The sequence below is a fragment of the Mucilaginibacter sp. genome (genome assembly GCF_965277465.1).
In the GTDB taxonomy this organism is placed as follows: domain Bacteria; phylum Bacteroidota; class Bacteroidia; order Sphingobacteriales; family Sphingobacteriaceae; genus Mucilaginibacter.
In genome coordinates, this window is record NZ_CBDICW010000001.1 from 1,908,298 (window position 1) to 1,924,891 (window position 16,594).

General features: G+C 41.9%; 10 protein-coding genes and 1 riboswitch. Of the genes, 8 read left to right on the forward strand and 2 right to left on the reverse strand.

Annotated elements, in window-relative coordinates; translation table 11 throughout:
• The first annotated feature begins 24 nt into the window (after nucleotides 1–24).
• Nucleotides 25–1,326, forward strand: a complete 1,302-nt coding sequence (gene der / locus ACQY4U_RS08690; protein ID WP_428328999.1) for a ribosome biogenesis GTPase Der — start codon at nucleotides 25–27, stop codon at nucleotides 1,324–1,326.
• A 173-nt stretch (nucleotides 1,327–1,499) separates the two neighbouring features.
• On the opposite strand, the gene ACQY4U_RS08695 is transcribed toward der, so the two are convergent.
• On the reverse strand, nucleotides 1,500–3,095 hold the full coding sequence (locus ACQY4U_RS08695) for a S41 family peptidase (protein ID WP_428329000.1): 1,596 nt from the start codon (nucleotides 3,093–3,095) through the stop codon (nucleotides 1,500–1,502).
• A gap of 182 nt (nucleotides 3,096–3,277) precedes the next feature.
• Between ACQY4U_RS08695 and murQ the strand changes: the two genes are divergently transcribed.
• The 6 genes from murQ (at nucleotide 3,278) to metF (ending at nucleotide 11,362) form a co-directional block, all read left to right on the forward strand.
• Nucleotides 3,278–4,102: an N-acetylmuramic acid 6-phosphate etherase gene (gene murQ, locus ACQY4U_RS08700; RefSeq protein ID WP_428329001.1), complete on the forward strand. Its 825-nt coding sequence runs from the start codon at nucleotides 3,278–3,280 to the stop codon at nucleotides 4,100–4,102.
• Nucleotides 4,099–4,746 carry a DUF4240 domain-containing protein gene (locus ACQY4U_RS08705; RefSeq protein ID WP_428329002.1) on the forward strand — a complete coding sequence of 216 codons (648 nt, stop codon included), beginning with the start codon at nucleotides 4,099–4,101 and terminating at the stop codon, nucleotides 4,744–4,746. The genes murQ and ACQY4U_RS08705 overlap by 4 nt, the downstream gene beginning before the upstream one ends.
• Before the next feature lie 8 nt (nucleotides 4,747–4,754).
• A complete protein-coding gene (locus ACQY4U_RS08710; RefSeq protein WP_428329003.1) occupies nucleotides 4,755–5,321 on the forward strand; it encodes a hypothetical protein in 567 nt (188 codons plus the stop codon).
• Between the two features lie 160 nt (nucleotides 5,322–5,481).
• Nucleotides 5,482–6,213: a Bax inhibitor-1/YccA family protein gene (locus ACQY4U_RS08715; RefSeq protein ID WP_428329004.1), complete on the forward strand. Its 732-nt coding sequence runs from the start codon at nucleotides 5,482–5,484 to the stop codon at nucleotides 6,211–6,213.
• A gap of 168 nt (nucleotides 6,214–6,381) precedes the next feature.
• Nucleotides 6,382–6,492, forward strand: a riboswitch (SAM riboswitch).
• A 156-nt stretch (nucleotides 6,493–6,648) separates the two neighbouring features.
• Entirely contained in the window at nucleotides 6,649–10,323 is a 3,675-nt protein-coding gene (gene metH / locus ACQY4U_RS08720) for a methionine synthase (protein ID WP_428329005.1), read from the forward strand.
• Between the two features lie 82 nt (nucleotides 10,324–10,405).
• Entirely contained in the window at nucleotides 10,406–11,362 is a 957-nt protein-coding gene (metF, locus tag ACQY4U_RS08725) for a methylenetetrahydrofolate reductase [NAD(P)H] (protein WP_428329006.1), read from the forward strand.
• Between the two features lie 71 nt (nucleotides 11,363–11,433).
• Here the strand turns inward: metF and ACQY4U_RS08730 are convergent, their stop codons facing one another.
• Nucleotides 11,434–13,506: a M13 family metallopeptidase gene (locus ACQY4U_RS08730; protein ID WP_428329007.1), complete on the reverse strand. Its 2,073-nt coding sequence runs from the start codon at nucleotides 13,504–13,506 to the stop codon at nucleotides 11,434–11,436.
• A gap of 335 nt (nucleotides 13,507–13,841) precedes the next feature.
• On the opposite strand from ACQY4U_RS08730, the gene ACQY4U_RS08735 reads away from it, so the two are divergent.
• Nucleotides 13,842–16,487, forward strand: coding sequence for a valine--tRNA ligase (locus tag ACQY4U_RS08735; protein ID WP_428329008.1), 2,646 nt, complete (start codon nucleotides 13,842–13,844; stop codon nucleotides 16,485–16,487).
• Nucleotides 16,488–16,594: the final 107 nt, after the last annotated feature.

Genomic DNA, 16,594 nt, shown 5'->3' on the forward strand with positions numbered 1-16,594 from the left:
AAATATAAAAATCTAAATATTAAAATGAGTAACATAGTAGCCATAGTGGGCAGGCCCAACGTAGGCAAATCAACTTTATACAACCGTTTAACCGAAAGCCGTAAAGCCATCGTCGACGATTTTAGCGGTGTAACCCGCGACAGGCATTATGGTGTTTCTGAGTGGATAGGCCATTCGTTTACCGTAATTGATACAGGTGGCTATGTAGCTAACTCAAACGATTTATTTGAAGCCGCCATCCGCGAGCAGGTTGCTATTGCAATTGAAGAGGCTACCGTTATTTTATTTATGGTGGATGTTACTACCGGCATTACCGATTTGGATGATGAAATAGCTACCATTTTACGCAAAGGTAGCAAGCCGGTGTTTGTGGTAGTAAACAAGTTAGATAATACCAACCTACTGGCCGACTCGATGGTTTTTTATAGCCTGGGCTTAGGCGAGCTTTACAATATATCATCAATGACAGGTTCAGGAACCGGTGAGTTGCTTGACGATGTAGTTAAGCATTTTGATGATGAGCAGGTTGAAGAAAACCAATTACCAAAATATGCAATTGTAGGCAGGCCTAACGTAGGTAAATCATCTATCATCAATTCGCTGATAGGTAAGGATCGTAACATTGTGACACCTATAGCAGGTACCACCCGCGATTCTATCCATATACATTATAACCAGTACGGGCATGATTTTATGCTGATTGATACTGCTGGTTTACGTAAAAAAACAAAGGTTAAAGAAAATATTGAGTTTTACTCGGTGATGCGTACCATAAAGGCGCTGGAAGAAGCCGATGTAGTTATCCTGATGATTGATGCTGTTGAAGGTATAGAATCGCAGGATATAAACATCTTTCACTTGGCCGAGAAAAATAAAAAGGGTGTTGTTATCGTAGTAAACAAATGGGATCTGATAGAAAAGAACAACAAAACCGTTAAGGTATTTGAAGAACAGATTCGCGATAAAATAGCACCGTTTACCAATGTGCCAATTGTGTTTACTTCGGTAACCGAAAAACAAAGGGTGTTAAAGGTGATTGAAACGGCAAATGCTGTTTATCAAAACAAGATCAAAAAGATCCCTACTTCAAAATTGAACGAGATCATGCTGCCGATAATTGAGGCTTATCCGCCGCCATCCATCAAGGGTAAATACGTAAAAATAAAATATATAACACAAATTGCAGGCACATCGCCAATGTTTGCGTTCTTCTGTAATTTACCACAATACATAAAAGAGCCGTATTACCGCTTTATTGAAAATAAGCTGCGGGAAAACTTTGATTTTGAAGGTGCACCAGTACAGGTGTGGTTCAGGCAGAAGTAATTTTTACTGCGTAAAATATTCTTGTTTAAAGAGATGCAAATTAATTGTGTCTCTTTTTTTATGCCTGATAGGGAGATGCATCGTGGTGTGGTGAGACACAAAGTATTATGCCTCTACAAAATATTCTGGTCTGTAAAAACACAATGCTTTATGTTTTCTTAAGCAAAGAGTGTTTACTTAATAGCTTCTATAGCTTTCCGTAAAGCAATATCATCCGTATTAACAGCCTGATAATAGGCATTTTCGCCCCATTTAAAGCGGGCGGCATAAGCCTTGAGCATCGTTTTTATGATCGGTTTAGAAATAAGCAGATCATGTGAATCCATTTCCTTAACCGTTTGCGAGGCATAAACAATAAAGTTGTCAAATGCTTCATCGCTGATGGTGTATTGTTTTACAAAGTCATCAGATACTTTAAATTTATCAAGATCGGGCTGCATTCTGTCAATTGCGTAAGCGGTAAAAAGCTGCTCGCTGTTTAATGATTGCAACAGGGGGGTAGCTAATGTAGTATCGGCAGGTACAAAAATATCAGGCATAATGCCGCCGCCGCCAAAAACTTTCCTTCCGCCCGAGGTATGATAAGGCGATGGCCTTTTAAAAATACTATCATTTAAATTGTTTTGAGCAGAAAATAATTCGCCTTTACGCATCCTCTCCGCTATTTCATTATGGTAATTATCAACCCCGGCCTTGTATGATTTCTGGATAGATCTGCCCGATGGGGTATAATACCTTGCCACAGTCAAATTAACTGCTGAGCCATCCCCGAACGCGAACTGCTGCTGCACCAAACCCTTGCCAAACGAACGGCGGCCAACTATAACAGCCCTGTCCAGATCCTGTAAGGCACCCGATAAGATCTCACTTGCCGAAGCCGAATACTCATCAATAATAACAGCTAACTTACCATCCTGAAACTCGCCCGAGTCTGTTGCAAAATAATCCCGGCGTTCATCATGGGTGCCTTTGGTATAAACAATTAGCTTTCCTTTTTTCAAAAATTCATCGGCAAGTGCCGTAGCGGTATTGAGGTAGCCGCCTCCGTTGTCCCTAAGGTCAAGCACTAATTTTTGCATCCCCTGAGCCTTAAGTTTTTCTATCGCTTCGCGAAAATCGGCATCGGTAGTTAAAGCAAACTTACTGATTTTGATATAACCTGTTTGTGGAGCGGCCATGTAGGAGGCATCCAGGCTGCTTAAATCTACATAGCCACGTTTAATAGGATATAATTTCAGCTCTGCCGAATTTGGTTTAGCAACAGAAAGAACGATGTCTGAATCTTTTTCGCCACGGAGTTTTTTATTTACAGACTCAACAGTAAGGTGTGTACCCGACAATTTTTTATGATCAACCTCTATTACGCGGTCGCCGGTGCTTAGCCCGGCTTTTGCTGCGGGACCATCAGGGTAAACCTGTGTAATAAAAAGCGTATCGCGCAGCAGTTGGTATTCTAAACCAATGCCATTAAAGCCGCCGGCCAATCCTTCGTTTATACTTTGTGCCTGTTGCTGCGGTAAATAAAGTGAATGCGGATCAAGCTTTTGAAGGATGCTGTTAACGGTAACGCCTTCAAGGCTATCTACATTAACAGAATCTACATAGTTTTGCCTCACCAGCGATAAAACCTTTGATACTTTATCGTTTTCATCAACGGTTAAGCCCAGGTTACGGGTCATGAAATTTTTACCACTGATAAACAGCCCAATAGCTATCCCCAGCAAAAGCAATATCATGGTCCTGAAAATTACACCCGCAGCCTTTTTCATACTCTGTTAGATTACAAAGTTACTGATTTGTTGCATTGTGTTAATCATAAGCAGCAGTTTTGATGAATAATAATTTGATTGTAAACAGATAGTAACAATTAAAAACCATCTAACAAGGTTGATATAAAGCCGGGCAAATTCTCAACATTTTTAACCAATTTTGTAAAAAATATCCGCCTTAAATGGAAACCACTACCGAAAAAGAGTCGCGTTACAATAACCTGGAGCAAATGAGCCTGATCCAGATCCTTGAAAACATTAACAAAGAAGATCAAACCGTTCCGCAGGCGGTTGCTATGGCTTTGCCACAGATTGAAAAATTGGCAGCTGTAACAGCTGAGCGGATGAAAAACGGTGGCAGACTCTTTTACATAGGTGCAGGCACCAGCGGCAGGTTAGGGGTGGTAGATGCATCGGAATGCCCGCCAACATTCGGCGTTCCGTTCGACCAGGTTGTGGGTATCATAGCCGGTGGCGACATTGCTATCCGCAAAGCCGTTGAATTTGCCGAGGATAATGCACAGCAAGCCTGGATTGATCTGTCGGCATACAATATTACCGATAAAGATGTGTTGGTAGGTATTGCAGCTTCGGGCACTACGCCTTACGTTATTGGTGGCTTAAAAAAGGCAAACGAGCACAATATTGCAACGGGTTGCATTGTTTGTAATAGCGGCAGCCCGGTTGCGGCAGCAGCACAATACCCGGTTGAAGTAGTTACAGGGCCTGAGTTTTTAACCGGATCAACCCGGATGAAGGCCGGTACTGCACAAAAATTGGTTTTAAATATGCTGACGACCAGCGTAATGATAAATATTGGGAGGGTAAAGGGTAACAGAATGGTTGATATGCAATTGACCAATAATAAGCTGGTTGACCGTGGCACTAAAATGGTGATGGCCGAAACCGGTTTAAATGAGGAAACTGCTGCTGATATGCTGAAAAAATATGGTAGTGTCAGAAAAGCGGTGGAGAATTATCAGCAAAAACAGGTTGATTCACAATGACGATTTTAAAAACATTAGTACTTTCATTAATATTTCTGAATTTCGGGTGTATAAATCAAACTAAAAAGCAACAGCCAATTGGGTTGTATAAGTTTGAAAAAGGAGGTAAAATGGACGAGCGAGAATTTTGGAATATAGTAGACTACTCTTTTAATGTTGCTAATGGGAGCGAAGAGACTCAAATTCAGGTTATCACCCAAAAGCTATCAGATTATACTGCTGAGCAGATCATAGACTTTGAAATGATATTTTCTAAAAAGCTGATTGACGCTAACGATTTTAAAATCATTGGAGCTGAGAAAATTATTGAAGGTTCTGTTTCGGACGACTCATTTTTGTACTTCCGTTGTTGGTTAATAAGTACGGGACGAAAAACTTTTGAAAAAACGCTTAAAAGTCCTGACTCCCTCGCTGATGTTATTGAAAAAGGAACCAATACAGATTTAGAGGAATTTCTATATATCTCAACAAATGCTTATAAAATCAAAACGGGCAAAAAGATTGAAGATGATACTTTCCCAAGGGATGTAGTATACAAAAAAGGGCTTAATTACGATTTTGGAGGGCCGCCCACAAAAGGTGAAAATTGGAAGGATAATGAATTACCTAAACTTTACCCTAAACTTTGGGCAAAATTTAATTAAGATTATTTATGCACGAGATAGAACCATATTATAAATGGCGTGACGATTATATTGCTGCGGAGGATGAATATTCGCCTTTTTACGCAACGCAGTATAACGAGTTTGAATTTGATAAGCAGGTATACAATTACCTGCTGCACCCACAATGGGATTCGTTTGGTTCCAATACCTTGTATATGAAGGTATTGTTTGCCGATTACGAAAAATCATACGCTATAATTGAATTTATAGGCGAGTGGAACGATGCTATCAATAACGATGTTATGATGCTGAAACGCGAAATAATTGAGTTGATGATTGATAATGGCATCAATCACTTTATCCTGATAGGCGAAAATATACTTAACTTTCACTCATCTGATGACTGTTACTATGAAGAATGGTTTCAGGATGTGGAAGATGGATGGATAGCGGGTATAAATTTCAGGGATCATGTTATTGACGAGTTTAAACGCAACAATATTGATTACTACATTAATTTTGGTGGTGCGCTCGATGACCTGGCCTGGCGAACCCTTAAACCCATACAGCTGTTTAAAAAGGTGGAGGAGCAATTGACAAGGAGGCTGAACTAATTGAAGGGAGCAGCAAAGGCTGAAGGATATAGGTATTAAATCTATTTCACCCTTTACCTCTTGCATTTAAACTATCTGCATATTAAACTATTTCTTTAATCTGTTGTCTAATATCCAAAATCAATAATTAAATTTGACTCATAAATTTTTTAAATAAAAAATGGAAAATAACACATCAAATTACGAATACAAAAACGTAGTTCAAATAAATGAAACTGATGCATCGCGTAAATTTTTGGCAAATGTATTTATGTGGATGTTTGTTGCATTAGGTATATCTGCACTTTGTTCATACACTTTTACTACCAATGATAACTTTAGGGCACAGATAATTGATCCTGCAACACATAGCTTTACAGGATTAGGCTTTTTAGCAATGATAGCGCCATTAGCATTTGTTTTAATAATGCGGTTTGGACTTAACAAAATTGCTTATCCTGTTTTGGCGGTTATATTTATTGCTTATGCAGCAGTTACTGGCGTTAGCTTAAGTATTATACTTTCTATTTATACAGCATCTTCTGTATTAGGTGTATTTTTAACTACATCAGTAGTGTTTGGTATTATGGCAATAGCAGGTTATACTACTCAGCAGGATTTAACAAAATTTGGCTCAATACTTATTATGTTTTTGATAGGCATTGTAGTAGCAAGTTTAGTAAATATGTTTTTACATAGCTCGGGCTTAGATATGCTTATCAGCTATATAGGTGTAGCTGTATTTGTAGGCTTAACTGCTTATGACGTGCAACGACTAAAAAACATTGGTGCAGGCTTAGAGTACGGTGATGCTACTGCCTCAAAAATGGCATTAATGGGTGGCTTAACCCTTTATCTTGATTTTATCAACCTTTTCATAATGTTGTTAAGAGTATTTGGCAGAAGAAGATAATCAACACCAAACAATTTATTAAAAGCTGCCTTGTTTTTCAGGGTAGCTTTTTTTGTGGATAAGGGTTAAGTCTTTTGTTATAAAAATGGGTGGAATTAACGTTCAAAAAGGAAAGAACGGTGACCAAAGCCCTCTTGCATATTAATTGTTTATTGCGCATCTTTGTGGTGCTTATGGAGAAAGACGGAGGGATTAGACCCTGCGATGTCTTAGCAACCTGTACTTACAAGGTGCTACATTCTACTTGATCAGCTTTGGGGCGGTCAGGAAAGATAAGCGAAAGTCAATCAAATACCCGACTTTTCGAGATAAGCTTTTTTTTAATTTGCAGCTAATAGGTTAACAATTAACAGTGTTTTTACTGTGTAGTTGTTTAAATATTTTACTGTAAATGCTGATTGAAAACTGGCAACTGGCTGCTGCCGAATGAACAAAATGGATATTAGAAAAGAATTAGAGAAACGCATCCTGGTGATTGACGGGGCTATGGGTACCATGATACAGCGGTACGAATTAACCGAAGAGGATTTCCGCGGAGAACGTTTTAGTGCGCATGCTTCTGACCTAAAAGGGAATAACGACCTTTTAAACATTACACGCCCCGATGTGATCAAGGCTATCCATGCCGAGTATTTAGATTCGGGAGCGGACATTATTGAAACCAATACTTTCAGTACACAACGCATATCACTGGCTGATTATCACCTGGAAGAACTGGCTTATGAGCTAAGTTACGAAGGAGCCCGGATAGCCCGCGAAGTGGCTGATGAATATAACATAAAAACACCCAACAAACCACGTTTTGTAGCGGGCGCTGTTGGGCCAACAAACAGAACGGCGTCATTATCGCCGGATGTTAATGACCCCGGTTATCGTGCGGTAAGCTTTGATGACCTGGCTGAAGCTTATTACGACCAGGTACGTGGCCTGGTTGATGGCGGATCGGATGTATTACTGATCGAAACCATATTTGACACTCTTAATGCAAAGGCGGCACTTTTTGCTATTAATAAGTATGCTAATGAATCGGGTAAGCATTTGCCTATCATGATCTCGGGTACTATAACCGATGCGTCCGGCCGTACCTTATCGGGGCAAACGGTCGAAGCATTCTGGAACTCGGTGCGCCATGCTAACCTGTTATCAGTTGGTTTAAATTGTGCGCTTGGTGCAAAAGAAATGCGCCCGCATTTAGAAGAACTATCAAACAAGGCCGATGTGTTTATCTCTGCCTATCCAAATGCAGGCTTACCCAACGAGTTTGGCCAGTACGATGAAACCGCTCACGAAACCGCTCACCAGGTTGACGACTTTATGAAAGCCGGCCTGGTAAATATAGTAGGGGGGTGTTGCGGCACCACGCCCGAACATATTAAATGCATAGCCGATAAAGCTGCAAAATACCCGGCACGATTAAAGCCTGTTATTGAACCATACCTGCGTTTAAGCGGCCTGGAAGCGGTTACCTTAACCCCCGAAACTAATTTTGTAAACATTGGCGAGCGTACCAACATTACTGGGTCACCCAAGTTTTCAAAGCTGATACTGGCCGAAGATTATGAGGCTGCCTTAGCCGTTGCATTGCAGCAGGTTGAAGGCGGTGCGCAGGTGATTGATATTAATATGGACGAGGGGATGATTGATTCGGAAGCGGTGATGGTTAAGTTCCTGAACCTGGTTGCTTCTGAACCTGATATTGCCAAGCTGCCCATCATGATCGATTCATCAAAATGGACGGTTATTGAGGCGGGTTTAAAATGCCTGCAGGGTAAGGGGATAGTAAACTCTATCTCGCTAAAAGAAGGCGAAGAGAAATTTAAAGAATATGCCCGCAAAATATTAAGCTATGGCGCTGCCGCGGTAGTAATGGCCTTTGACGAAACCGGGCAAGCCGACTCGTTAGAACGCCGTAAGGAGATCTGCCAGCGATCATACAATATATTGGTTAATGAGATCGGTTTCCCGCCACAGGATATTATTTTCGACCCGAATATATTAACCGTAGCTACGGGTTTAGAAGAACATAACAATTACGCGGTAGATTTTATTGAGGCTACCCGCTGGATAAAAAATAACTTGCCTTATGCCAAAGTGAGCGGCGGGGTAAGTAATATATCATTCTCCTTTAGGGGGAACAATGTAGTGCGCGAGGCTATGCACTCAGCATTTTTATACCATGCTATTGGTGCAGGCCTGGATATGGGCATTGTTAACGCCGGGATGCTGGAGGTTTATGAGCAGATCCCTAAAGATCTGTTAACCCTGGTGGAAGATGTACTGTTGAACCGCCGCGAAGATGCTACCGAGCGTTTGGTTGAGTTTGCCGATACCATTAAAACAAAAGGAAAAGAAATTGTAAGGAACGAGGAATGGCGCAATGCCCCCGTTGCCGAACGCTTATCGCACTCATTAGTAAAAGGCATCATTGAATACCTTGATGATGATGTGGAAGAGGCCCGCCAGCTGTATGATAAACCATTAGAAGTAATTGAAGGCCCGCTGATGGACGGGATGAACGTGGTGGGTGATCTTTTTGGTGCAGGTAAAATGTTTTTACCCCAGGTAGTAAAATCGGCCCGTGTAATGAAAAAGGCGGTTGCTTATTTACTGCCATTTATTGAAGAAGAAAAACGTACCAACGTTAATGCTGATCAGCGTGCTAATGCCGGTAAAATACTAATGGCAACCGTTAAAGGCGATGTACACGATATTGGTAAAAATATTGTAGGTGTGGTATTGGCCTGTAATAACTTTGAGGTGATAGACCTTGGGGTTATGGTGCCCGCACAAAGAATAATTGAAGAAGCTAAAAAGCAAAATGTAGATATTATAGGCCTTAGCGGATTGATCACCCCATCGTTAGATGAAATGGTGCATTTTGCCAAGGAAATGGAACGCGAAGGTTTTACCATACCTCTGATTATTGGTGGTGCCACAACCTCTCGTATCCATGCCGCTGTTAAGGTTGATCCGCATTACTCGGGTGCTGCAATTCACGTGCTCGATGCATCGCGCAGCGTTACGGTTTGCAGCAGCTTAATGAACAGGGAAAACCGTGGTGCGTACATACAAGGCATAAAAGACGAATACGCAAAAGCACGCGAGGCCCATTTAAATAAAAAATCAGACAAGCGCTTTGTAAGTATCGAAGCTGCAAGGGCTGCAAGGTTCCAGATCAGCCTTGATGGTGATGTTGCGCCAAAGCCAACCTTTACAGGTACCAGGGTGTTTGAGGGATTCCCATTGGAAGATTTAGTGCCTTATATTGACTGGACGCCATTTTTCCATACATGGGAACTGCGCGGCAGTTTTCCTAAAATATTTAATGATAAGTATGTAGGTATCGAAGCTAAAAAGCTTTACGACGATGCCCAGGAGCTATTAAAACGCATAGTTGACAATAAATTGCTAAAGGCAAACGGTGTAATAGGCTTTTGGCCGGCCAACAGTGTTGGCGATGATATTGAGATCTACACCGATGATACGCGCCAAACATTACTTACCCGCATCCATACCTTACGCCAGCAGGGCGAAAAGGTAAAAGGCGATCCATATTATGCACTATCAGATTTTATCGCCCCAAAAGAAAGCGGTATCCCTGATTACTGGGGAGGCTTCGCGGTAACAACAGGTATAGGCTGCGATGAGTTGGTTGCCGAATTTGAACGCGACCATGATGATTATAATAGTATTATGGCCAAGGCTCTGGCCGATCGTTTGGCTGAAGCATTTGCCGAAAAGATGCATGAGCTGGTACGTAAGGATTACTGGGGATATTCGAAAGGGGAGCATTTAAGTACTGATGACCTGATTAAGGAAGAGTACCAGGGTATCCGCCCGGCACCGGGTTATCCCGCCTGCCCTGATCATACAGAAAAAACTACCTTGTTCGAGATTTTAAAGGCAGAGGATAACACGCAGATGCACCTTACCGAAAGCCTGGCCATGATGCCGGCAGCATCAGTAAGCGGCTTTTACTTTGCACACCCGCAGGCCCGTTACTTTGGCTTGGGTAAGATCAGTAAAGACCAGGTGGAGGATTATGCCATCCGTAAAAATATGCCGCTGGAAGATGTAGAAAGATGGCTTGGGCCAAACATTAATTATTAACCATCAGTCCTTATTAACGGAATGATGATAGGATAGAATTTAACAACTAAAATCCAAAATTTCCCATTTAAGGGGTTAGGGTATGAAAATAACCGATCACATTAAAAACGCCAACGGCAAAACTCTTTTTTCATTTGAACTGATACCGCCATTAAAGGGCCAGAGCATACAAGGTATTTACGATGCTATTGACCCGTTGATGGAGTTTAAGCCGCCGTTTATTGATGTAACATCGTTGCGGGAGGATTATATTTATAAGCAGCACCCGACAGGCTTGCTGGAGAAGCTGAGCTACCGTAAACGCCCGGGAACTATTGCCATTTGTGCAGCCATTATGAACAAGTATAAGGTGGATACTGTTCCGCATTTATTGTGTGGCGGCTTTACGAAGGATGAAACCGAGAACGGCCTGGTTGATCTTCAATTTTTAGGGATCGAGAATGTTTTGGTGCTTCGCGGCGATGCCCGCAGGGGTGATGCCTCATTTGTACCTACACCTAACGGCCATAATTATGCTACTGACCTGCTGCAGCAAGTGGTTAACATGAATAACGGTATTTACCTGCACGAAAATAATGACGATAGTTTAAAAACGGATTTCTGTATAGGTGTTGCCGGGTATCCCGAAAAACATTTTGAGGCCCCAAACCTTAAAACTGATTTTAAATTCCTTAAGCAAAAGGTGGATATGGGTGCAGGCTTTATTGTTACCCAAATGTTTTTTGATAATCAAAAATATTTCGATTTTGTAAATAACTGCCGTGCAAATGGTATCAACGTGCCTATAATACCTGGGCTAAAACCAATAACGTCGTCAAAACAATTAGTTGGCCTTGCAAAAACTTTCAGTATAGATATGCCCGAAGAGTTATGCGACCTGGTAACTGCCTGCAAAACAGAAAAGGATGTAAGAGAAGCCGGTATTGAATGGACAATAAACCAATGCAAACAGCTAATGGATTTTGGTGTACCCGTATTGCATTTTTATACCATGAGCAACGCTGGTCCAACTAAAAAGATAGCCGAAGCAATATTCTAAAAACATATATTACAATAAAACAGGAAAGCCCGCAATAAGCGGGCTTTCCTGTTTTATTGTAATCACTAATATTACCAGATTTTAGTTCTGTCTTCCGGTTTTTTGTACATCTTATCACCGGGTTTAACATCAAATGCTGCATACCATGCGTCAATATTAGTTATAGGCGCATTGGTACGGTATTGCTCCGGCGAATGTGGGTCTGTCAAAATCCGTTGTGCGGCAGCTTCCGGGCGTTGTGAGCCTCTCCAAACCTGCGCCCATGAAAGGAAGAAACGCTGGTCTGGCGTAAAGCCATCAATTTTAGTGGTTGATTGTCCTTCCTTGGTTTTTTTGAAAGCAGCATAAGCCACATTTAATCCACCTAAATCAGCCAGATTTTCGCCTAAGGTCAGTTTCCCATTTACGTGGATGGTATCTAAAACGGTAAAGCCGTTGTATTGATTTACCACCTGGTCAGCACGTTCCTTAAATTTACCGGCATCATCTTTTGTCCACCAGTCGCGCAGTGTACCATCAGCATCATACTGGCGGCCCTGATCATCAAAACCATGAGTCATTTCGTGGCCGATTACTGCACCAATACCACCATAGTTAACGGCATCATCAGCCTTAAAATCAAAGAAAGGGAACTGCAATATCCCAGCCGGGAAAACGATCTCGTTATTGGTAGGGCTGTAGTAAGCATTTACTGTTGGCGGGCTCATGCCCCAGCGGGTTTTATCCACCGGTTTGTTAAGCTGGCTCACTGAATATTCATAGCGCCACTGCGAAATTCTTTTCAAGTTCCCTGCGTAATCATTGCGTTCAATCACTAAACCGGTATAGGGCTGCCATTTATCCGGATAGCCAATTTTAACGGTAAAAGCGGCTAACTTTTTAAGGGCACGGGCCTTCGTTTCGTCACTCATCCAGGCAAGGTTTTGGATGCGCTCGCCTAAGGTTACCTTCAGGTTGTTTACCAGGTCAACCATGTATTGCTTAGCTGCCGGGGTAAAGTATTTTTTAACATACAGCTGGCCCAACAGTTCGCCCAGGCTGCCATCAACCAATCCCGACATACGCTCATTGCGTGGAGTCTGAACTTTTTGGCCGCTTATAACGCTGCTGTAAGCAAATGTAGCTTTAACAAATGGCGAGCTTAATAACGAAGCCGATCCTTTAAGGATATTCCATTGCAGGTAAACTTTCCAGTCGGCAACTGGAGTTGCTGCCAAAAGCGCATCGGTAGCCTTGAAAAAGTCTGGCTGCGAAACCAGCAGGGTATCCTGCCCGTTAATTTTCATTAAAGGTAATAGCTGTACCCAGTTTAGGTGCGGGGTAGTTTTACCAAAATCAGTAACTGCAAATTTGTTATAGGTTTTGTTTGGATCGCGCATGGCTACACGGCTCAGTTGTACTTTTGCCAAAGCTGCTTCAATGCCAAATACGGTAGCGGCATTTTTAGCAGCCTCATCAGGGCTGGTTCCGGTTAGGGTAAACAAGGCAATAATATATTGCTTGTAAGTATCCTGTACTTTTTTGGTACGGGCATCATCCTTTAAATAATAATCCCTGTCTGGCAAACCGGTGCCACCCTGGCCTAAATCTAAAATGTTTTTTGTGGGATGTTTGGAATCCTGCCCAACACCAAAACCAAATAAGGGGCTTCCTTCGCCGTTAACACGCTCATAAATAGCCTCGTTAACAACACCGTTAAGGTCTGTTATTTTATCAATACGTTTCAAAGCGGGTTTAATAGGCTCATACCCGCGTTTTTCAATAGCAAGGCTGTCCATACCGCTGGCATACAAATCGCCTACGCGTTGTTCAAGGCTCCCTTTAGGGTAGGTTGTTTTGCTTACCTCGGTCAAAATTCCAAGCAGCCTGTCGGTATTTTCCTGGTGCAGGATATTGAAACTTCCCCAGCGGCTTTCCTTTGCAGGGATAGCATTTTCTTTTATCCAGGTGCCGTTGGCATAATCAAAAAAATTATCGCCGGGTTTAACGGAAAGATCCATATTGGCCGGGTCAATAAACTTTTTTGGGGGTGCTTGTGCGCTTTTTGTTTTAGCATCTCCTTTTTTACCACCATCAGTGGCAAAGGCGCTTACTGAAAGGCATACCATACCCATCAGCATAAAATTTTTTACGTTTTGTTTCATATCAGTTACTGAAAAATAAAGTTAGCAAAATAGGGCAGAAGCCTGCAACAGCAAGGGGCAGCTGTTAGCGATTAAACCATTTTATTACAAATGATGATTTTGCTTTTCTCAAAATTACAAGCAGAAAGCGGTGTAAATGCACTGTTTTCATGGCCTTTGGGTTTGTATTATAATAACTTTTTAATTGTAAAAATATTGTTGCGTCAACCGGATAGTGTTTGAGGCTCATCAAAAATCTGTTGTGATGACACCTCTTTTGATAAAAATGATAAAAAAGCAGCTCTGTATTGAGGTAGGTTTGGGGCAAGGCTTTAAAAACCTTAAATTTGCGGCTTATGAGTATTTCTAAAACATACCTGCCCAAAGAAACTGAAGAAAAATGGTACAGCTACTGGTTAAAAAACGATTTTTTTAAATCGGTGCCTGACGAACGCGAGCCATATACAATAGTTATCCCGCCACCCAATGTTACGGGTGTGCTGCACATGGGGCACATGTTAAATAATACCATACAGGATGTTTTGATTCGCCGTGCCCGTATGAAAGGTAAAAATGCCTGCTGGGTACCGGGTACAGATCATGCAAGTATTGCAACCGAAGCAAAGGTTGTTGCCATGCTTAAAGAACGAGGGATCAGCAAAAAAGACCTTACCCGCACCGAGTTTTTGAGCTATGCCTGGGAGTGGAAAGAAAAATACGGCGGTATCATCCTTGATCAGCTTAAAAAATTAGGAGCATCATGCGATTGGGACCGTACCCGTTTTACAATGGAAGATGATCTTTCGGATGCGGTTATTGATACGTTTATCCACCTGCATAAAAAGGGCCTGATTTACCGCGGCGTACGTATGGTAAACTGGGATCCGCAGGGTAAAACAGCCGTATCTGACGAGGAGGTTATCCGCAAGGAAGTAAACCAAAAGCTTTATTATATCCGTTACCATATTTCAGGTACAGAGTCAGCTACCGACTATTTAGTAGTAGCAACCACACGCCCCGAAACCATTATGGCCGATGCCGCTATCTGTATCAACCCAAATGATGAAAGGTATTTGCACCTGCATGGAAAAAAAGTGTTTATCCCGCTTATTGAAAGGGAGATCCCGGTTATACTGGATGAGTATGTAACTATGGATTTTGGTACAGGCTGCTTAAAGGTAACCCCGGCACATGATCTGAACGATTATGAGCTTGGCCAAAAACATAACCTGCCTGTTATTGATATTTTAAATGACGATGGCACGCTGAATGAAAATGCGCAGATATTGGTTGGTGAAGAAAGATTTGCCGCCCGTAAAAAAATAGCGGTATTGCTTGAAACTGCGGGAGCTTTAGATAAGGTTGAGGATTATAAATCACAGATAGGTTTTTCTGAACGTACGGATGCCGTTATTGAGCCCAAATTATCTATGCAATGGTTTTGCAAAATGGATGAGATGGCTAAACCTGCATTGGATTATGTACTGGATGGCGAGATTAAACTCATCCCCGAAAAATTCACCAATACCTACCGCCATTGGATGGAGAATGTAAAGGATTGGTGTATCAGCCGCCAGCTATGGTGGGGGCAGCAGATCCCGGCCTGGTATTTACCAAACGGCCAGTTTGTGATTGCCAAAACCCGCGAAGAAGCATTTGAACAGGTTAACGCGCATAAAACCTATAGTGAATTAAACCTTACTGCCGAAGATTTAAGGCAGGATGAGGATGTATTGGATACCTGGTTTTCATCGTGGTTATGGCCGATATCGGTATTTGATGGATTTAAGAATCCTAACAATGCCGACATTAACTATTATTACCCAACCAATGACCTGGTTACCGCACCCGAGATCTTGTTTTTCTGGGTTGCCAGGATGGTTATGGCGGGTCACGAGTTCAGGGGGCAGGTTCCGTTCAAAAACGTTTATCTAACCGGCATAGTGCGCGATAAGCTGGGCCGTAAAATGTCAAAATCATTAGGTAACTCGCCCGATCCGTTAGAGCTGATAGAGAAATTTAGTGCCGATGGGGTTAGGGTAGGTATGCTGCTATGCTCGCCTGCCGGTAACGACCTGATGTTTGATGACAGCTATTGCGAGCAGGGCCGTAACTTTGGCAATAAAATTTGGAACGCTTTCAGGCTGGTTAAAGGCTGGGAGGTTGACGATAAGCTGCAAAACACCAACCATACTGCTATTGAATGGTTCGACAGCCGCTTTAACCAGGCCTTAACCGAGATAGAAGATAATTTTGCCCAGTACCGCCTTTCAGAAGCCCTGATGGCTACTTACAAGCTGGTTTGGGACGATTTCTGTGCCTGGTACCTGGAAATGATTAAGCCTGTTTACCTGCAGCCGATTGATCGTGAAACTTATGAAAGGACGGTAGCATTTTTTGAAAATATCCTAAAGATCCTTCACCCGTTTATGCCATTTATTACCGAAGAGCTATGGCATGACGAGTTGTTTGGCGAGCGTTCAGCAATGGATTGTTGCATCGTTGCCCAATTACCAGTTTATGGGCAAATAAATACACGGCTGCTTGCCGATGTCGAGATGGTCAAACAAATTATAACACAGATCAGGAATATTCGTAACAGCAAACAGATTTCTCCAAAGGAAAAGTTAGCGCTTTCTGTTAAAGCAAATTCAACAGTTGCTTACCATAACTATGAGTTGATAATTACCAAATTAGGTAACTTAAATTCGTTGGATATTGTATCGGATAAGGTAAATAATGCGGCGAGCTTTATGGTGTCAACTGATGAGTTTTATGTCCCTTTAAGCGAAACATTAGACCCCGTAGCTGAATGTGCAAGGCTGCAAAAAGAGAAGGAATATTTAAATGGATTTTTAAAGTCAGTTAACTCAAAGTTAGGTAACGAACGGTTTATGAGTAATGCAAAACCTGAAATAATTGAGGTTGAATTACAGAAGAAAGCCGATGCCGAGGCTAAGTTGAAAATACTGGAAGAAAACCTGGTGGCTTTGGCTTGCTAATTGCATATTAGTTTGTGATAAATTGTTGGGAGCAGGGGGTAAGGTGTTTAATAATATTCTTTGTTATTAATAATTTTATAATCAATTTTAACAGACAAGCCGCACAA